Annotated in this window: 19 protein-coding genes, 1 tRNA gene and 2 pseudogenes; 11 read left to right on the top strand and 11 right to left on the bottom strand. The window is 56.1% G+C overall.

Annotated elements, in window-relative coordinates; genetic code table 11:
- Positions 1–5: 5 nt before the first annotated feature.
- Positions 6–1190, bottom strand: a complete 1185-nt coding sequence (locus ACIPIN_RS06555) for an acetyl-CoA C-acyltransferase family protein (RefSeq protein WP_401116808.1) — start codon at positions 1188–1190, stop codon at positions 6–8.
- Positions 1191–1323: 133 nt separating this feature from the next.
- Between ACIPIN_RS06555 and ACIPIN_RS06550 the strand changes: the two genes are divergently transcribed.
- Positions 1324–2346, top strand: coding sequence for an AraC family transcriptional regulator (locus ACIPIN_RS06550; protein ID WP_401116806.1), 1023 nt, complete (start codon positions 1324–1326; stop codon positions 2344–2346).
- Between the two features lie 84 nt (positions 2347–2430).
- Here ACIPIN_RS06550 and ACIPIN_RS06545 read toward each other — a convergent pair whose 3' ends face one another.
- The 5 genes from ACIPIN_RS06545 to ACIPIN_RS06525 form a co-directional block, all read right to left on the bottom strand.
- Positions 2431–3894 carry a GDL motif peptide-associated radical SAM/SPASM maturase gene (locus ACIPIN_RS06545; protein WP_401116804.1) on the bottom strand — a complete coding sequence of 488 codons (1464 nt, stop codon included), beginning with the start codon at positions 3892–3894 and terminating at the stop codon, positions 2431–2433.
- 152 nt (positions 3895–4046) lie between these two features.
- On the bottom strand, positions 4047–4637 hold the full coding sequence (locus ACIPIN_RS06540) for a DUF1842 domain-containing protein (RefSeq protein WP_401116802.1): 591 nt from the start codon (positions 4635–4637) through the stop codon (positions 4047–4049).
- Positions 4638–4690: 53 nt separating this feature from the next.
- Positions 4691–5323, bottom strand: a complete 633-nt coding sequence (locus tag ACIPIN_RS06535) for a DUF1842 domain-containing protein (protein ID WP_401116800.1) — start codon at positions 5321–5323, stop codon at positions 4691–4693.
- Between the two features lie 37 nt (positions 5324–5360).
- Positions 5361–5549, bottom strand: a complete 189-nt coding sequence (locus ACIPIN_RS06530; RefSeq protein WP_262116177.1) for a DUF1843 domain-containing protein — start codon at positions 5547–5549, stop codon at positions 5361–5363.
- 314 nt (positions 5550–5863) lie between these two features.
- Positions 5864–7405: an FAD-dependent oxidoreductase gene (locus tag ACIPIN_RS06525; protein ID WP_401116798.1), complete on the bottom strand. Its 1542-nt coding sequence runs from the start codon at positions 7403–7405 to the stop codon at positions 5864–5866.
- A 210-nt stretch (positions 7406–7615) separates the two neighbouring features.
- Between ACIPIN_RS06525 and ACIPIN_RS06520 the strand changes: the two genes are divergently transcribed.
- From ACIPIN_RS06520 to ACIPIN_RS06505, 4 genes are all read left to right on the top strand, one after another.
- Positions 7616–8140 (top strand): cupin domain-containing protein, encoded by a 525-nt coding sequence (locus ACIPIN_RS06520; RefSeq protein WP_401116796.1) that lies wholly within the window; start codon positions 7616–7618, stop codon positions 8138–8140.
- A gap of 287 nt (positions 8141–8427) precedes the next feature.
- Positions 8428–9717: an NAD(P)/FAD-dependent oxidoreductase gene (locus ACIPIN_RS06515; RefSeq protein ID WP_401116794.1), complete on the top strand. Its 1290-nt coding sequence runs from the start codon at positions 8428–8430 to the stop codon at positions 9715–9717.
- A gap of 25 nt (positions 9718–9742) precedes the next feature.
- A complete protein-coding gene (locus ACIPIN_RS06510; protein ID WP_401116792.1) occupies positions 9743–10300 on the top strand; it encodes a helix-turn-helix domain-containing protein in 558 nt (185 codons plus the stop codon).
- Between the two features lie 23 nt (positions 10301–10323).
- The gene (locus ACIPIN_RS06505) at positions 10324–11670 is read left to right on the top strand and encodes a glutamine synthetase family protein (protein ID WP_401116790.1); all 1347 of its coding nucleotides are present in this window, start codon (positions 10324–10326) and stop codon (positions 11668–11670) included.
- Between the two features lie 48 nt (positions 11671–11718).
- Here ACIPIN_RS06505 and ACIPIN_RS06500 read toward each other — a convergent pair whose 3' ends face one another.
- Positions 11719–12393 (bottom strand): DUF3313 domain-containing protein, encoded by a 675-nt coding sequence (locus ACIPIN_RS06500; protein ID WP_401116788.1) that lies wholly within the window; start codon positions 12391–12393, stop codon positions 11719–11721.
- A 436-nt stretch (positions 12394–12829) separates the two neighbouring features.
- Here ACIPIN_RS06500 and ACIPIN_RS06495 point away from each other — a divergent pair.
- Positions 12830–12903: transfer RNA gene (locus ACIPIN_RS06495), tRNA-Cys, on the top strand.
- A gap of 97 nt (positions 12904–13000) precedes the next feature.
- On the opposite strand, the gene ACIPIN_RS06490 is transcribed toward ACIPIN_RS06495, so the two are convergent.
- Entirely contained in the window at positions 13001–13126 is a 126-nt protein-coding gene (locus tag ACIPIN_RS06490) for a hypothetical protein (protein ID WP_401116787.1), read from the bottom strand.
- A 104-nt stretch (positions 13127–13230) separates the two neighbouring features.
- Between ACIPIN_RS06490 and ACIPIN_RS06485 the strand changes: the two genes are divergently transcribed.
- Both ACIPIN_RS06485 and ACIPIN_RS06480 read left to right on the top strand, forming a co-directional pair.
- Positions 13231–13446 (top strand): hypothetical protein, encoded by a 216-nt coding sequence (locus tag ACIPIN_RS06485; RefSeq protein WP_401117069.1) that lies wholly within the window; start codon positions 13231–13233, stop codon positions 13444–13446.
- A gap of 598 nt (positions 13447–14044) precedes the next feature.
- The gene (locus tag ACIPIN_RS06480; RefSeq protein WP_401116785.1) at positions 14045–14239 is read left to right on the top strand and encodes a hypothetical protein; all 195 of its coding nucleotides are present in this window, start codon (positions 14045–14047) and stop codon (positions 14237–14239) included.
- A gap of 43 nt (positions 14240–14282) precedes the next feature.
- On the opposite strand, the gene ACIPIN_RS06475 is transcribed toward ACIPIN_RS06480, so the two are convergent.
- Complete coding sequence (locus tag ACIPIN_RS06475) at positions 14283–14825, bottom strand: DinB family protein (protein WP_401116783.1); 543 nt, start codon at positions 14823–14825, stop codon at positions 14283–14285.
- Positions 14826–15061: 236 nt separating this feature from the next.
- Here ACIPIN_RS06475 and ACIPIN_RS06470 point away from each other — a divergent pair, with 236 nt between their 5' ends.
- The 3 genes and pseudogenes from ACIPIN_RS06470 to ACIPIN_RS06460 all read left to right on the top strand — a co-directional run bounded on the left by ACIPIN_RS06470 (position 15062) and on the right by ACIPIN_RS06460 (position 17409).
- Positions 15062–16102: a GGDEF domain-containing protein gene (locus ACIPIN_RS06470; protein ID WP_401116781.1), complete on the top strand. Its 1041-nt coding sequence runs from the start codon at positions 15062–15064 to the stop codon at positions 16100–16102.
- Between the two features lie 298 nt (positions 16103–16400).
- Positions 16401–16740 (top strand): annotated as a pseudogene (locus tag ACIPIN_RS06465) (transposase); the annotation flags it as partial.
- 12 nt (positions 16741–16752) lie between these two features.
- Entirely contained in the window at positions 16753–17409 is a 657-nt protein-coding gene (locus ACIPIN_RS06460; RefSeq protein ID WP_401116780.1) for a VOC family protein, read from the top strand.
- A gap of 29 nt (positions 17410–17438) precedes the next feature.
- Here ACIPIN_RS06460 and ACIPIN_RS06455 read toward each other — a convergent pair.
- Positions 17439–17860 (bottom strand): annotated as a pseudogene (locus ACIPIN_RS06455) (YbhB/YbcL family Raf kinase inhibitor-like protein); the annotation flags it as partial.
- A gap of 171 nt (positions 17861–18031) precedes the next feature.
- The gene (locus tag ACIPIN_RS06450) at positions 18032–18499 is read right to left on the bottom strand and encodes a hypothetical protein (RefSeq protein ID WP_401116778.1); all 468 of its coding nucleotides are present in this window, start codon (positions 18497–18499) and stop codon (positions 18032–18034) included.
- Between the last annotated feature and the right edge of the window lie 27 nt (positions 18500–18526).

The following is an 18526-nucleotide window of genomic DNA, read 5'->3' as shown; positions in this document are numbered from 1 at the left end:
TGTACTCAAACCCGCTCGAACAACACGGCGATGCCTTGGCCGCCGCCAATGCACATGGTCGCCAGGGCATAACGGCCCTGGCAGCGGTGCAGTTCGTGAATGGCTTTGGTGGCGATAATCGCGCCGGTGGCGCCTACCGGATGGCCCAGCGAGATACCCGAACCGTTAGGGTTGACCTTCTCTGGATCGAAGCCCAGCTCTTGCGCTACCGCACAGGCCTGGGCGGCAAAGGCTTCGTTGGACTCGATGACATCAAGGTCGGCAACGGTCAGGCCCGCACGCTTGAGCACCAGTCGGGTGGCGGGAATCGGTCCCAGTCCCATCATTGATGGTTCAACGCCCGCGTGGGCATAACCCACCAGTCGGGCCATAGGCTTGAGGCCTTGCTCCTGCACGACTTTCCCGGTGGCCATGATCAGGGCTCCGGCACCATCATTCAGGCCAGACGCATTACCGGCGGTGACGCTGCCGTCTTTTTTGAACGCAGGTTTCATACGGCTCAATTGTTCGGCGTTAACCTCCGCTCGCACATGCTCATCAGTGGCAAACGCAACCGTACCTTTACGGGTCGCCACTTCGATCGGCACGATCTGCCCGGCAAAACGCTCTTCGGCAATCGCCCGCGCGGCGCGCTGTTGGCTGAGAAGCGCCAACTCATCCTGGGTCTGACGGGTAATGCCATAGTGTTCGGCGATGTTTTCCGCGGTGATACCCATGTGGAAACCGGCAAACGGGTCTTGCAGCACACCGAGCATGTAGTCGATGGCTTGTATGTCGCCCATTCGTGCGCCCCAGCGCGCCTGCGGCAACAAGTACGCGCCACGGCTCATGGATTCGACGCCACCCGCCAGCGCGGCCCCGGCATCTCCCAGCATCAAACTTTGCGCGGCACTGACAATCGCCTGCAAACCCGAGCCGCAGAGGCGGTTGACGTTGAAGGCGGGCGTCTCTTTGGTCAGCCCGGCATTGATCGCCACGGCGCGGGAAATGTAGGCGTCGCGAGCTTCAGTCGGGATCACATGCCCCATCACCGCGTGACCGATGTGTTCGGGCGCCAGGCCTGATCGTTCAATCGCTGCGCGGCAAACGTCGGTTGCCAACTGGATAGGCGGCACATCTTTGAGTGAACCGCCAAAGCTGCCAATGGCAGAACGGACCGCGCTCACAACAAAAATATCGGAATGGTTCATGTTGATTCCCTGAAATAGGTCTTTTTTGTTGGGCACGAGTCTAGAATCAGCAGCGCCGATGGCCTATGCCAGAACTGTTCAAGGGTGATGGCGTTTTTTGCCACTTTCAGATGATGAGGAGAGAGACGATCACATGCGGGAAACGGATTCGGTGGCGGTCTACTTCATGTATCCAATGATCCATGCCCTGCGTGAGAACCCGCAGCGCCTGCGGTCGGTACTTGAGCAGGTGGGAATCGATCCGCAACTGATGGATCAGCCTACTGCACGGGTGCCGGCCAGCGCTTTTGCCGCGTTGTGGCTGGTGCAGATTCGAGAGTTGAACGACGAATTCTTCCAGTTGGATTCTCATGGCATGCCGCCGGGCAGTTTTGCCCTGATCTGTCGGGCATTGATTCAAGAGCCGACCCTGGAAAAAGCCATGCGCCAGTGCCTGGCCAATTTCGCGCTGTTCCTGCGTGACTTTCGCGGCACGTTGACAGTACGTGGCAAGCGAGCGGTCATCGGCTTGCAGACTCGGGCGAAAAACAGCGACGTCGCGCATTTCGGTGAAGAGACGTTTCTGGTGTTGATGATCAGTCTGCTGTGTTGGTTGGGCGGGCGGCGTATTCCCATCGATCGTGCAGACTTTCGTCATGAGCGTTTGTCGCTCAGTGATGATTCAATGCTCTGGGGCGCCAATCTGACCTTTGGCGCCGAGCGCACCGAGATCGAATTCGACAGCCGTTACCTGCAACTGCCGGTGGTTCAGGATCTGGTTTCACTCAAGGCATTTTTACGCACTGCGCCGCAATGGCTGGTGATTCGTTTTCGAAACCAGCATGGCCTGGCTTCGCAGGTTCTTCAGCGTTTGCGCAACAGCCATTACAGCCAATGGCCGACCCTGGAGGCTTTTGCGATCGAACAGCATCTGAGCCCCAGCACCGTTCGCCGAAAACTGGAGCGTGAAGGCTGTTCATTCCAGGAGATCAAGGACGAAGTGCGCCGCGGTGTTGCCTTTGAACAGCTGCGCCAGACCCAGGCAAGCATCACGGTGATTGCCGAACAGATCGGGTTTCAGGAGCCCAGCGCGTTCCATCGGGCGTTCAAGAAGTGGACCGGTGAGAGTCCGGGTCGTTACCGGGCAAGGTTCCAGGGCAAGCGCCTCGATACCTGATATGTACATCACTAAAAACGCCACTCATTGAGTGGCGTTTTTATTTGCACGTGTTCCCGTATAGGCCAGCCATCGAGATCGCCACTACATCAAGTTGTTTTGCGGTAACCCCAGCAAGCCGGTCAGTGTATTGATGATGGTTTGTTGCCGGGCGCGGTTTACCTGGTGTTCGGCTTCTGCGGTGGCGACATCGGCGGCGCAGTGTGGACAGGTCACTTCGTGTGCATGGATGTACTGCAAGCAGCCACGACACAGGGCCAGTTGAGGCGGAATACGTCCTTCATCAGGCGATTTCTGGCCCTGGTTGGCCCAGGCCAGTTTGATCACCTGGCCGCTGTCGCTGACGCTGTTGACCTTCTCGCCGGTATCGATGCGTTCGGTAATCAGGTCAAAACGTCCGACGGCGAAGGAAGTCTGTGCGGCGTCCTCAAGTTTGACAATTCGCTCCCGTAGACCTTTTTTCTGAAGGTCCAGAGCGCGGTAGTGACAGTAGGGGTTGTTGCCGGGTTTGCCGAGCAAGGAGTGCGAGGTCCAGGTGCAGCCGCCGCGGCAGACATCGTTGTAGTAGCAGCTTCGGCAGTAGCCCCAGAGATCGTCGACGCCGCGCAGGCGACCAAAGTGCATGCCTTCGCTGTAATGCCAGATATCGTGCAGGCTCATTTTGCGCACGTTGCCGCCCGAAAAGCCTACCGTTGCCAATGACGGGCAGCCTTTGACGGTGCCATCGGCCTCGAGTGCCAGCACGGTTTGCCCGGCGGCGCAGCCGCTCCAGTGCACGCGCTCGTCACCGAAGCCACGCCACATGTGTTCATAAGGCCCGTAGTAACCAATATTGTTGCCCACATTCATCAGCAGGCCGCGATCGACACCTTCGCGGTAGAGACGCGCGAGCAAAGGCATCACCTCAAGCAGTTGGTAGGGCTGCAACAGCAGCTCTGGGTGATCGACGGCATTGCCCATGGCGACCGTCAGCTGGATCTGCCAGTGGGTGGCGCCAAGTTCGATGATCAAGTCCATCAGTTCGGGCAAATCGGGCAGGGTGGCCGCGCCGATTTGGGTGTTGACGCTGACCGCAAGCCCGGATTGTTTGGCGCGTCGCAGGGTGTCCACAGCCTTGTCGAACGAGCCCGGAACATTGCGCACGGCGTCATGCAGCGGGGCCAGTCCATCCAGCGAAACACCGACGCCATTGAGCCCGGCATCCACCGCTGCCTGCATTTTCGCCGGTGTCAGGTTGCGTCCACCGGTTTGGATGGCGCAATACATGCCGTGATCGTGGATGGCCTGGATCAATTGAGTCCAGTCCTTGCGCAAATAGGCTTCACCGCCGATCAAGGTGATCTCGCGGGTGCCGAGTGCCGCCAGGGAATCGATGACATCCAGGCATTCCCGGGTGTTCAGTTCATCGGGGCGTCGATGGCCTGCGCGTGAGCCGCAATGCAGGCATTTGAGATCGCAGGCCAGGGTGATTTCCCAGACCACATGGACCGGCACGTAGCGTTTGAGGTCGGTTTCACTGAGGTAGCGGGCAGGGCGATTGTCTGACATGGGAAATCCTTGCGCACAGACACGTACGCGGCACGAATCCATCGAAGTGTTCGCGCCTTCCTTAGCGTAAACGGCGCGAGCGGATTTACCTCTGGGTGTGAAAGATCCTGGGCTCGGTCAATGGTGGTTTGGCCAAGCCCGGGCATTGCCGGTTAGCGTGCTTCCAGACGGGCGATTTCTGCGTGCAACTGCTCCAGTGCGCTGCGCAAGGCACCGCTGCTGGCCAGTTGTTGTTCACCCTGGCTCACCACGGCCTTTAATTGCGCCAGATCACCGCTGGTTTGCGCTTGCTGTACCGCGACAGCGTAGAGCGGCAAGTGAGGATAGTGCGCCTGCTCCGAGCGCTCTTGGCGCAACGCCGGGGCTTGGCTGACGGCTGCGTGTCTCACTGTAGTCCAGTGGTCCTGATCGAAGTACTTGTAGTCGGCAAAACCGCTGGCCCAATCGGCGCCTAAAATACCCCGCAGATCGAAGGTCTGGGCGATCTGGCTGTTAGGGCCACTCGGGCTTCCTTCCAGGGTTAGGATGATGTGGTTCTCCGCCTCGGAGATCAGCTTGGCCTCGGAGTAATTACCCCATACCCGGGCACGGAAGTTGAGGGGTGGGTAGGTGCTTTGAAAAATGCTGGCCACACCGCTGACTTTCTTGTTGACGGTATCCACCAGCAGATCGAGGGTTAAAACCGGTGCGCCCAATAGCGAGTTGGTAACGTTGAGGCGGGTGTGAAAAAGTCCAATTGACATGGTGCAACTCCCTTAGTTGTATTCAGGACAAGCCAGGCACGTTCAGTGGCCGGTCAGCGGCGTTCCAGCCTGCTGATTTCACCCTTGGCCGCTTCAAGCACACTCTGCAGCTGTGGTTGCTGGTCCAGTTGCTGTTTGGCAAGGCTTGCCAGACTTTTCATATGGGCCAGGTTGCCGCTGGCAATGGCACTCTGAATCGGTGCGGCGTACAGCGGCATGATCGGCGAATACGCCGGAATCACCGGGCCGGGCTCCAACGGCTCTGAATGGGCGTAGGAGGGCACCGACTCGACGAGATGGGCGGGTGCATTGACCTTGACCCAGCGCTGACCATTGAAATACTCGTAGTTGGCGACGCCTTCTTTCCAGTCGCTACCGACCACCAGATGCAGCTTGAAATTCACGATGGAGTTAGAGCCCGGGCCACCCTGGTTGCCTTGAACGGTGATCAGGATTTTGCTGACGCCGGGTTTCATGACCGTCAGGTAGGTGTACTCACCCCAGACATCGGAATGCACATCCAGCGGTGGGTTGGTTGCCTGAGTGATTGCGGCAGTTCCATTTACCGTCTGCTCAGGTGTAAAAACCAGGAGATTGAGTGCCAGGTTTTGTGCGCCGGGTGCCGAAGTGCCAATTCGATAGCAGAGTGGGAACAAGCCGACAGGCTGTTGATTAGAACCAGACATAATTGCCTCCATTGCAATAGATAGAGTGGAAAAAGCGTTAGTGCTTTTCCAGGCGAGCGACTTCCTTTGCCAACTGCTCGTAAGCAGTACTTAGCTCTTTGGGTTCTGGCTTGGATGCATCGCGTTGTTTCAGCAGCGTCTTCATTTGCGGCAGGTTACCTGCCTTGATCGCGCCTTGGATGGCCACCCCATAGGGGGGCATGCTATGGCCAGTTGAATTGCTCATAACGACTCCTTCCGTGGTGTTTGCGGATACTGCTGTCATCAGCAGCTTTTGCAGTTAAGCAGGCGTTGATAAATATGCAATGGGCAATGCGCTAGTACGGCTGATAAATTTTTAATATTATTTTATTAATAGCGACACGTTAGGGGTTTGGCTGTTTGATATTAGGATTGGCGATGAGGGATAGTGTGCTCGGTTCTTTTCTCATAAGAAGTACGAGTTCTTATCGCCATTAATAATGAATGTGTACGGTTTTTATTTTTTTGCCGGCAATTAAGGACGATAGTTCCAATAAGTACGTCGCCTTTTGTGGATGTTCAGTCTTCTTGCGCGGCGATTCGTCGAATGGTCTGCAAGGCTTCCTCGCGCAGCAACGGCAGTTTCATTCGCTCGGCCAGTAACGCCATTTGCCGCGAGTACTCGCAGGCGACCACCGCCTCGACCTGTTCCCCCTTGCACAGCAACGCAATAAACGCGTACTGCTCGGGATTACCTTCGAAAACGATCCGGTCCCATCGGTCGGCATGACCGAGCATCTCGAAGGTTTTGTCGAAATGATACGTCCAGAAGAACGGCACATCCGCATAGTGTGTTTCACCGCCCAACATGTTCTGCGCGGCGATCCGCGCTTGCTGCTGGGCCAGACGCCAGTGTTCGATACGTGTGGGGATACCTTGCAATGCAAAGGACGCGATGTCGCCGGCGGCCCACAGACCTGGCGCAGCGCGCATGTCTTCGTTTACCGGCAACCCGCCATCGTCGTCCAGCTCAACACCTTCGAGCAGATCGGTGACCGGGCTGACGCCGATGCCGATCAACACCAGATCGGCGGGAAGTCTTTGACCGTTTTCGAGCAAAACGGCCTCGACGTTGTCTTGGCCCTCGAATGCTTTCGGCTGGGTGCCGGTGTGAAAGACCACGCCGTTGTCTTCATGCAGGGACAATATCGCCATACCGATGCGCTCACCGAACAGTGTGCTGAACGGCGTTTCATGGTGCGCGACCACGCTGACTTCCAGGCCATGGCGGCGCAAGGCTGATGCCGATTCCAGGCCGATGAAGCTGGCACCGATGATGACCACACGGGTGCCGGGTTTTGCGATTTGGAGAATGCGCTCGGCGTCCGCTCGCGAACGCAGCGCCAGGATGTTGTGCAGATGCGCACCGTTTACCGAAAGCGGCCTGGGTTCACCGCCACTGGCCAGGAGCGCGGCGTCGTAGTCGAAGGTGCGCCCGTCAGCCAGGGAAACCCTTTTGGCGGCCACATCGAGGCGGATGACCTCACCTTGAACACGCTCGATTTGCTGTTCGTTGTAAAAGCTTTCATCCAGCAGCGGTGGAGTTTCTTCAGGAGACATTTCTCCGGCGAGGACGTATTTGCTCAGTACCGTGCGGTCATAGCCAGGATTCGTTTCGCGATCGATCAATACCAGACGGCCGGTAAAACCGTGTTCGCGCAGGGCGGCTGTTGCCGCTGTTCCCGCAGCGCCTGCACCGACAATCACGAAGCGGCGTGAGTCAGGGAGCCGAGCTGCTTCGATGGGCGCAAAGGGCTGGTCGTCCACCTGCACCTCGCCATCGACCACTTTGACCGGATAGCGGGTCAATCCACTCAGGGCTGGCGGTTCGCACAATTGGCCGTCCTCGACCGTGAACATCGCCTTGTGCCAAGGACAAATCAGCCGACCGTTGCAGACAACACCTTCGTCCAGCGGGGCCTGCGCATGCGGACATTCGCCCTGATAGGCGTAGACCCGTTCACCGGCCCGCAGCAGCACGATTTTCAGTGAGCCGATTTCTATGCGAGTACCACGGTCTTCGCGAAGGTCGGCAAAGCGGGCGACGTTGTGCAGGGACATGACAACTCTCCGGGGCGCTATTTTCCGTTGGGGTCGGCAGTGACGGGGAGACGCAGTGAAACATAGGCCCCGTTTGACAGGCTCTACCCCTACAGTAAAGCAGCGAAAGGGGGTGACCATCGAAGCTCTTCATCAACACTTCCTGGATCGCTTGCGATCAGCTGCACGCTATGCAAACTTCATGATTCAACCTGACTGATGGCCTTTCGCATGACTGATAACAGCCCCGGCAAACACACTCCCAGCGCTCAAGACATCGTCGCCGCACTCGACCTGGAGCCTCATGTTGAAGGTGGTTTTTACCGCAGAACCTTTCAGTCCGATTGCCAGGCCATGGTCGAGACCGTGGGTGGTCGGCGCTATGCGATGACCTCGATCTATTACCTGCTGACCCGCACGTCTCCCGTCGGCCACTTTCATTTGAACAAATCCGACATCGTTCACTACTACCATGTGGGCGATGCGATTCAGTACTTCCTCATCTACCCGGACGGCACATTGAAAACCGTGGTGATGGGCAGCGACGTCACCGCCGGGCAGTGCTTGCAACTGCACGTGCCTGGTGGTGTCTGGAAGGCATCGCAGCTCATGGATGGACCGGCTGCTTACGGCTTGATCAGTGAAGCTGTTTCGCCAGGGTTTGATTTTGTAGATATGGAATTGGGCAGTCGGCGCACGCTTGGCGAGCTGTTTCCAGAGTACTCGGCATTGTTTGAACAGCTGGCGCGGGAATAAAACACTGGAAGAAAGCAACTGCCCGCCAGTTAAGCCAGCACACAATCCGTAGCAGCTGTCGAGCCTGCGAGGCTGCGTTCGGCTGCGAAGCAGTCGTAAATCCTGCCTCCACGGTCGATCTGGAAGACCGCGTTGCATGATTTTACGACTGCTTCGCAGCCGAACGCAGGCTTCGCCAGCTGCTACAGGGCATCCGGTCTGTGAGGGGTGGGCAGGGTGTTGCGTTCGTGAAATTTATTCTGTAGTTTTTCATGAAATTATAAAAACATAATTTCATGGGTGCCCGAATGTTTCAGCAGTCCTCCCAGCATGTCGCCAGCTATTACGCTCACAGTTGCGCCGATCGCCTGTTGGATCGAGCCGCTCTGAACGGTGAAAAAAGCACCGATGTGCTGATCATCGGTGCCGGCTTCAGTGGTCTGCATACCGCCTTGCGCCTGGCCTTGGCGGGCAAGCGTGTGACATTGCTGGAAGCCAGTCGCGTGGCCTGGGCCGCCTCGGGGCGCAATGGTGGGCAGGCGATTCTCGGCTGGTCGTGTGATATGCCGCCGCTGGAGGCTGCGCTGGGTTATGAACGCGCGCGGCGCTTGTGGGACGGCATGCGCTGGGCAGCGCAGGAGCTGCGCGAGTTGCCCGCGCGCCATGGTTTCGACTGCGATTATCGAGCTGGACATCTGTGGACGTCGGTCATGCCGCGTCGAGTCAGCCTCCTGACAGAGTGGCAGCGCGAGGCCAGCCACAAGTGGGGTCACGATGGCTTGCAGTTCATCACGCGGGAAGAATTGCCACAGTGGGTCGCCAGTGAGCGCTATCAGGCGGGGCTCTATGACCCCGAAGGCGGGCATCTGAATCCGCTGAAACTGGCGCTGGGTCTGGCCGCAGCCATCGAACGCGCTGGCGGCTGCATCTACGAGCAGAGCAAAGCGCTGAGCTATCGCGAAGAAGGCGATCAGTACGTGGTAACCACTGAGCGCGGGAGCATTCGGGCGAATATCCTAGTGCTGGCGTGCAACGCCTATCTCGATCAACTAGACCCTGCGCTTGCCAGTTGCGTGTTACCGGTGGGCACTTATCAGGTGGCCACAGCACCGCTGACCGCAGAGCAGGCCACGGCACTGCTACCGAGCAATGTTTGCGTCACCGATAACCAGTTCGTCCTCGATTATTTTCGTCGCACACCGGATAACCGCCTGCTGTTCGGTGGTGGCTGCACTTATCTGGGAGGGATGCCGAAAGACATCGCCGCCGCGACACGGCCTTATCTGGAGCGGGTCTTCCCGCAGCTCAAAGGTGTCGAGTTGGAGTTCGCCTGGGGCGGGCATATCGACCTTACCCTCAAACGCACTCCCGACATTGGTCGGCGTGGCGACCTCTACTGGCTACAGGGCTATTCCGGGCATGGTGTGCTCCCGACTCTGGCCGGTGCCCGCGCCGTGTCCGATGCGATTCTTGGTCAGGCGGATGAGCTGGCCTTGTACCAGGGTTTGAGTAATGGCAGCTTTCCCGGCGGTAAATACCTGGCAGCGCCATTGGAGGCCATCGGCAAGGCCTGGTACCGACTGCGCGACAGCATTTGATGAGTCATCTACCGGAATTCCTGGCATGAACAAGCAAGAAGAAATCGCCGCGCTGGCGATCCTTATTCACGATCTGCGCAAGCACAAGAAATACACCCTCAAGGAACTGGCCGACAAAATCGACCGTTCTGTGGGCTTTCTTTCGCAAGTCGAGCGGGGCTTGTCTCGGCCGACCGTGGCGGACCTGACAGCGATCAGCGAAGCCCTCGGGGTGCCGACCACCTATTTCTACAGTTTGCCAAAACCCAAGGTGTTGCCTTGGGTGACCCGGCCGGATGAGCGTCGTACGTTGTATTACGCCAACGGGATTACCGACATTCTGGTCTCGCCGAAAATGAGGGCATCGTTCTCGATGCTCGAAAGCCAACTGGAGGCCGGGGCCAGCAGTGGCGAGCGGCAATTGAGCGACAGCTCGGAGCAGGGCGGCTACGTCCTGGAAGGCGCGTTGACGCTGTGGTTGGGCGATGACCACGAGCCGGTCACCTTGCAGGCCGGTGACAGTTTTCAGCTCGACAGTCACACACACTGTCGCTACGGCAACCTCACTGACCAGCTCACGCGCGTGCTGTGGGTTTACACCTGATAACAATAAAAGGAACAACAACGATGGATGCTGCCTGCTCCGATCTGCTGGCTGAGGTTCGTGCTTTTCGCCAACGCTACCCCGAGGTGCGCTATGTCGACCTGATTGCCCTGGACATTCCTGGGCATTTCTACGGCAAGCGCTATCCGATTGAGATGCTCGAAAAGGTAGCTGCTGGCAGTGCACTGAAGCTGCCGCAGAACTGCGTGCTACTGGGTGTGCAGGGTGGGTTATTTAAAATCGGCGACTACTGTTTTAACGACGGTGACCCGGATGCTCTGCGGCGCCTGGTGCCGGGTACGCTCAAACCGGTGAGCTGGGAATCAAAGCCACTGGGGCAGATGCTGATTACCTCGGACGGTACTGAAAAGCCGATCGTCTTCGAACCCCGTGAAGTTCTCGCACAGGTGCTGGAGCGGTTGCGTGGTAAAGGCATTCATCCGGTGGTGGCGTTCGAACTGGAGTTCTATCTTTTCGATAAACAGCTGCGTGAGGGTCAGCCACAGTTCCCTCGCGATCTGCTGTCGGACGATGCCGATGATCAGCCGAACATGCACATCGAGCGGCTGTCTCGCTTTTCTCCTGTGCTCGATGAAATGGTCGAAGCGGCGCGAGCGCAAGGTATCGATACCACAGTGATCACTGCCGAACTTGGGCCGGGTCAGTTCGAGATCAACTTTGGTCACCTCGATGACGGCCTGCGTGCCGCGGACTGGGCGGCGCTGTTTTGCCGTAGCACCCGTGGCGTCGCGTTCAAGCATGGTTATCGCGCCAGCTTCATGGCCAAGCCTTACTTGCAGCATCCGGGCAGCGGCATGCATGTGCATGTCAGTCTCTATGACGCTGAGGGGAAAAACCTGCTGGCGGCCAACCAACAGCAGGCGCTGCGGCATGCGGTGGCCGGTTGCCTGGAGCTGTTGCCGCATTGCATGCCGATCTTTTCGCCGAACCAGAACGCGCTGCGCCGTTTGGGCGGTACGGTGAACGCGGCGACACGTGCCAGCTGGGGTTTTGAGGATCGCGATGCGTGCGTGCGGATTCCCGATTCGGATTCGAAAAATCTGCGGATCGAGCATCGCCTGGCCGGTGCTGATGCCAACCCGTATCTGGTTCTGGCGGCGATACTGGTGGGGTTGGAGCAGGGCCTGGAAGCCCGCCGCGAGCCGATCGCAGCGCTCAATGACGACCGCAGCAGTGGAATCGACTTTCCGCTGGAAATGCTCGAGGCCGTGCGCGCCATGCAGCATCAGCCACAGCTGCGTGAGGGTTTGGGGGCAGAGTTTGTTGATGTGTACTGCGAAAACAAGCGCCAGGACCATCTGGCCTTTTTGCAGGAGATCAGTGCGCGCGAATACCGCTGGTATCTGTAGTGACCACCGACTCAGCCTTGCTGGCTGAGTCGGCGCTGCACCCTGTTGTTATTTGAGAAATGCCTGCAGGTCGCTGGTCAGCTTCTTGAGCGCCACTTTGAAGTCGTTGGCGGTAACCTGCTGGCTTGCATTTTTCAACTGCTGACCCAAGACCTTGCGCACGACTTTGGCCACGGTTTGGCCGTTGCTCGCATCGATCATCTCGGCTTCGATGTACAACTCGGTGTCCTGGTCGCGGTGGCCGGTGGCCGCCTGAGTCGCGCCTACCGCGGCCGCGATCGGAACCACTTCATACCATTTCATGCCTTCGTTTGAGGCCGTGACCCCGGTAATCGCGGCGCGTACGATCAGCACTCGCGAACCGGCGGGGGCCGACTGAAGGTTCGGTACCACACGGTACTTCTGGCTCAGTACGCTCTTGGCATTGTCCGTCATGTAGGTTTGCAACTGATCCAGCGTCTGACGGTTGACCCGCTCATTGGGCTTGGGTGACGGATACAGTTCCAGCTGCTTGAAGGCCACTGTGTTATAAGCGTTTGGGTTCCAGGACGGGGTTACCCAACGCATGGCTTTCTCGCCGCTGGGTGTGGTGACTTCTTGCAGGTTGTTGTAGTTGGAAAGAAACCCTGAATATTGTTCCTTCTCGGTGATTTTTGAGGTGCAACCGCCGAGCAGCAGGCTGGTCAAGGCAACGCCGACAAGCAATTTCCTGGGTAGGCTCATATTTTTACTCCATGGGTTGAGACGTTTTATTCAGGTTGCCTTGCACTTGGCTCAAGCCCGCCGAGTGGCAGTGCTGGTATTGGTGAGGCCGGCGTTATCCGTGCCGATTTTGTGCCTCACTCAACCGCACGCCAGAAACCTGGATCCCTCGCAGATTAGCGTAGGTACGAATGGTGAAATATCCAGTAGCGATGCTCATGGACGCATTGCTCCGGAACGTCGTCTGTAGGTTGTGGAATGCACTCGGTAGCGTGCTATAGAATTTTTTTCTTCCTGTCCTTGACATGCCTGGCGAACACGTCCAGAATTGCGTCCATTCCTGATTCAGGAACGAGAAAAACCCTTTAGATATCAAAGGGTTGGAAATAGATAACAATCTAGATTCCATCTCCAGTTTGTATGCGTTTGGTGTTGTTTTTAAGCATCGGACGTTTGAGGCCGAGTAGCAAAATGGTTATGCAGTGGATTGCAAATCCACCTACGCCGGTTCGATTCCGACCTCGGCCTCCACTCTTAAAAGCCCGTAGATCAATGATCTACGGGTTTTTTTATGCCTTCAGAAAAGTGAAGTGTTCCGCAATTATTCAAGGGCGTTCCGCAACCTCGATCATTTTGTCGGGTTCACGATTTCGCTGGCCGCCTTTGGTCGGATGTCGCGGAACTGGGCGAGTTTGGTCGCCACCGCCGAGGCAGCGCCGCAGTTGAACTGGCAGACGATTCGCGGCAGTTCCATAGGTTATCTCCAGTCTGGCGCCACTCATCCGAAGCTAAACAACTGAAATTAAAAAGAAACATTGCTGTTGTAGGGTACAGGCCTGATTCATGAGGGCTACTGAAGTGAACCGATCAGCACGAAACCTGCGTAAAACACTGGACTTCACTGCAGCCAATAACGAGGCCGCAGCAGTTGATGTCATGCGGGCCATTGATCAGCTTGGTGACGAATTGCTGCGCCAGCGGCTACTGGGTGTCGTCCATCGGCTGAATCAGGATGCGTGCGAGCTGCGGCAAGCCAGAGATGATGTCTCTGGAGCATTGATCAAGTTGGCCTGACGCCGCCCTCCGTGACCTGATGCGACCGGGTCGCGCTTGAGTTCGGCCAAACTTTCATTCCGAAACATCCGCGCCACGTTTTCACTTATCTGAACTTTGTGGCGCGGGCTTTAGATTGCTTGGTATGACAGGGTCGGTCCGAGCGCATGGGCGTTCAGGATCAGGTTCTGCACCACCTCACTCATGTCCTCTGTCGTTCCAGGCCATCAGCTCGTCAAGCTTCTGCCGGGTGCCGAGCCTGACCCCGGTGCCGCAATTCCTTCTCGTCGAACTCGATTCGCTTCTCTGCTGCCTTGGCGGCATCCTTGGATAATTAGATGTCGACGAATTTCCAAGGGGCATTCTGAATGACACCCCAGCCGAGGACGGCGCCGGAGTTGTCGGGATCTTTTGGGAGATTTTTTCGCGAGGCTTCTGATTGACATGACCGCTCCTTGGTTGTGTGAGGAGCCGCGGCTACTATCCGACGGGGTTAGGGCGTTACTGGGGATTCGTACAGGCGGAACGAGGGAAGGGATGTAAAGGCTTTCAGATATGGAATCTTGGGGATTACTGGAGTAAAAAATACCTTACCTGCCTCAAACCAGAGGATGTGCAAATGGTCATTACTATCAAAGAACGCGATGAGCATCACATGTCTCATGAGTCAAGTAGCGCGGGAGTCAGAATGTGGGATGTATTTCAAGGAGATGTTCTTGTAGGTGTTTATCACAGTGAAGCAGATGCGTTGAAGTACAAGGCTTTGCTGGAGAGCGGTCGATTGGATAGCCTCAAAGCACCTCCGAAAAGCTAAGGTCAACCGAATGAAAAAGCCCAGTCTAGTCTGGGCTTTTTTGCTATGTGTGGGATTCGGATGGAATGAGAACGACCAGATCCGTATCGCCTATGTCGACACCGACCTGAGAGAGCAAAGTCGTAACTTGTCCGCGGTGATGGGTCTGATGGTTGAAGAAATGCATGACCAGGCCATAAAAGCTCCTGTCAGCTGGTACACCCTTCATGCTTGTGTAATTGAGGGTGTGGTCTAGATCGGATTCTGTAATGGAGCGGGCCCATTCGATGATTATCTGATCAAGCCACTCTCGATGCACCGAGAGCTCTCGGATATTAGAGAACAACAATTGATTGAGGCTTTTCGGATCAGGAAGCTGCCGCAGCGACTCCAGTGCCGAGTGGTTGGCTGGATGCTTGGCGAATCGCTTTAGCCAGATTGTATCTCCGGCAGCTAGGTGGTTCAGAGTCCCGAGAATGGAACCAAAGAATGCTTTCCTATCCGCTGAGAGCTCTTCATCGGATAGGCTTCTGGCCGCCTCATAAACCTTTGCATTCATCCACTCGTTATAGGTCGCCATCAGGCAGATATGGCTGGTGCGGTTCATCGTGTTCATCCTTTGAGTGAATACTTTACAAGCGATCCACGCTCATCCCGAAGCCCTGTCCAGTGCTGGGTTTTGTGGGCTTTTTGATTCGTACTCATCGATGAGTTTCTGTAGTCAAACCAGATCGGCACTCGGTCAATACGCAGTGCAGCTTAAGTTGAATGGCCGTTTGCCGTACAGATGGTTATGCTCATCCTGTTTTTCATTCGCCAATAACAAACAACCACAGTGATGTCATGAACCAGTCAGAGACGCGTGCGACAGTACTAGCGCTATATCCCGAGGACTCCCGCGAGGCGGCGGCTCTGCTCAAGCAAGCTGTACCCCTGATGGTTCGTCACAACATTCCACCCAATCCCGTGCACTACGCGCTCTGGTACACCTACAGCAAAGGTCAGAAACCAGAACTCAATCGCCACCTGGACAGGGTGGTCAAAGACTTCGACTGTTTCCCACCGGAATCCGCTACGAAGCTTTTTCGCGATTACATCATTCGTGACGAACTGGAGAACGCTTACGCCGGACAACAACAGGCGATCCATCTGGTTGATGATATGGAGCGCGATATCTCTCGTAGCGTGAAGGGTAATCTCAACTTTCAGGCCAGTCTTGGACGCTGCCTGGAAATGCTTGAGGAGCCAGTCAACGAGCGATTGCCGAGCATTTTGAGCGAGCTGCAACAAAGCACCCAGCTCATGCATAGTCAACAAGAACACTTCCTCTCCCAGCTGCATGCTGCTCAAAATGAGATTAAAAGCCTGCGAGATAAGCTTGAGCGTGCAAAGCTGGATGCGACAATCGATGGCCTGACGCAGGTCTTGAACCGAACTACCTTCACTCGCTCGCTGGAGCAAGCGCTGAACGATTTCCCCCAAGGCGTGGCTCTGGTCATGCTGGATATTGATCACTTCAAGCAATTCAATGACCAGTACGGTCACCCTTTAGGCGATCGTGTGCTCCAACATGTCGGTCAGGTGCTACTCAATTCACTTACACCCCACGCCACTGCCGCGCGTTATGGTGGTGAAGAGTTCTGCATAATCCTGAGGGAGTGCACTGATCTCACTAGCGCCTACGATTATGCTGAGCAGTTGCGCCTGAAAATACAGTCGTTGCGGATCAAGGCGCGCGGCACGGACAAGGTGCTCGACACGATAACCGCGTCTTTTGGTGTTGCCCTTGCGCAACCTGGTGACAATCTGGAAAGCCTTCTGACTCGCGCCGATGATGCGCTTTACCAGGCCAAGCGTAATGGGCGCAACCAGGTGCATCGGTAGTCAATTAAGCTCGAACGGCTGACGAGATAGCGTAAGAGTAACGGGACCTGGCTCACTGACTCAATCAGATGTGAAATAGCCCAGTCTAGTGCTGGGCTTTGTTGTTTCTGGCCATCTCGCAGTATGCGTCCGGCAAAGTCATCTAGCCGGCTCCGCTAAGCCCAGGCATGGTGTCCACCTAAATTGAACTGGCCCCACAAAGTTGGACGATTATCCATCTATGCCTGAGCGGCCTGAATTCTGTATTCAACAGGGCTCAGGCCGTTTAGCTTCAGTCTGATGCGCGAGTGGCCAGATCGTACCCGAAGGCTCTGCCATCGCTAAAGCCCTGGATTACAGCCTCAAACGCTGGACAGCACTGTCACGCTATCTTGATGATGGGGCGGTGCCCATTGACAATAATTGGGTCGAGAACCAGGTCCGACAGTGGGAGTTCGGGCGCTCTAACTGGTTGTTCGTGGGCTCACTGCGCAGCGGCAAACGTGCGGCGGCGATCATGAGTTTGATCCAGTCGGCACGGCTTAACGGGCATGACCCGTATGCTTATCTGAAGGACGTGCTCACACGTCTGCCGACGCAGCGCGAGTGAAGTTGCTGACCTGTTGCCGAATAATTGGGCAATCAAAACACAGGATTAAAGGGAATTAACGATGGAAATAGATCACATTTTTATTTGTGTGAATGATGACGGTCGAGGCGCTGACGCTCTGAAAGCCCTCGGGCTTGCCGAAGGGACGCCAAACGTACACCCAGGCCAAGGCACTGCCAATAGAAGGTTCTTCTTCCGAAATTCTTTCATTGAGCTTTTACATCTCACCGATGAGTTAGAAGCTCAAAGTCAGTTAACAGCGCCAACCCAACTCTTTGACCGCCTCAAGTGCGCAGATGGAGTCGCCGCGCCCTTTGGAATTTGCTTCAGACCATCCACCGTAGGCGAGAAGCCAATATTTCCGGTCTGGGAGTATCGACCTGTTTACTTACCAGCTGCCCTGAAAGTCGACGTGGGACATGCGCCTATATCTGAACCGATGTGGTTTTTTCTTTCGTTTGCCAAGAGACCAGATGAGGCTCCAATTGAACGAGCGCAGCCGTTTGAACATCCCAACGGCTTTCGCGACATTACATCTGTGCGAGTTACCACTCCCAACAGCCAAGCTTTTTCTACCCCTGCCAACTGCGCAAACCAGCTGAAAGGATTTGAAATTGTTCATGGTCACGAGCATCTGGTCGTATTGGAAATCGATCATGGCGCAAGCGGCCAGACACACGATTTCCGTCCTGGGTTGCCGATGATTATGAACTGGTGATGCATTGGTCTATCTACTTTCAATGCTCATACGGTGAATTGATAGCGATGGGGGTTATCCCCTACAGGTGGGCAAGCCCCGCCAAATCCCGGCTGGCCAAAATCGGTTCGCCCCTGCACTGCACCGGTAGGCAGGTTCGAACCCACTCCCCTTGGCAAACTGCTGGTTGAAGCCGGTATGTTGACCACAGTCCAATGCCACCAGCCGCTACCGGACGGTGCATCAGGATCGTAGACCGTGATCGCGTAGCTTTTAGTCCCTGCGGGGGCGTTGTTCCAGGAAAGCTCAGGAGAGGTATTCCCCCCCCCTCGCAACCAAAGCCCTGGAATACTTCAAGGCTGGTCAGCGGTCGGTTTTCAGCAATATCTCGGCTGGTCAGCGAGAAGTCGGCAGCGTATCCACTGAGCGCTACAGCCATGGATAGTGCAGGCAGGATTAATCTGATTTTCATCGCGATCTCATCTGTGTCTTAGAGTGAAGCGCGAGTCTAGATAGAACAAAGGGGGGTTACTGTGCCGAAATGCTCTACAACAGTGCCGAAATGCTCTCTTGCTTCAGGCGATCTGTTGGTTCACGGCCTGTGTTGGCCGTATGCTTACATCTCGCATAACTCTTGCCGGCACTAGCCTCCCAGACAATAAATAACAGTAGAGCAAATGATCGTTTGATTTACTGCTATGCCTAGAGCTACCCAGCCGAACGCTATCAGTACCGCGATGGATCTGCTTGTTGGACTTTTGGTGAAGATAGCGAGTACTGCTCCGATGAGCGCGCCCGGAAAGCTGAAAAAGTAGCCCAGCCAGACCATGGCCGTGGAGTCAGCAGCTCCCCCCTTGAAATACCAGAGACTGAATAGGCTTAAGTAAAGCGCCATTGCGATAGCTGCACCGGCAAACACTGCTCGCTGCGCTTTGAGCAGCAGCAAAATCGACAGAACAGCTGCATGTGGCAGCCAGAAAGTGGTGAAGTTTCCCAAAAAGTATTCATCATGCGGGGAGATCCAGGCAGCAATTGCCAGCCCCCAAAATAATCCAACTATTGCTGCCCAAGAGTGAGTTGGTGACGGTAATTTTTTTTCCTTTGGTGTCATGCCTAAGTCTCCTTGTGGCAGGCAGAA

Source organism: Pseudomonas sp. NPDC087697 (assembly GCF_044743155.1).
Classification (GTDB): Bacteria; Pseudomonadota; Gammaproteobacteria; order Pseudomonadales; family Pseudomonadaceae; genus Aquipseudomonas.
This window is presented reverse-complemented; position numbering and strand designations above follow the sequence as displayed.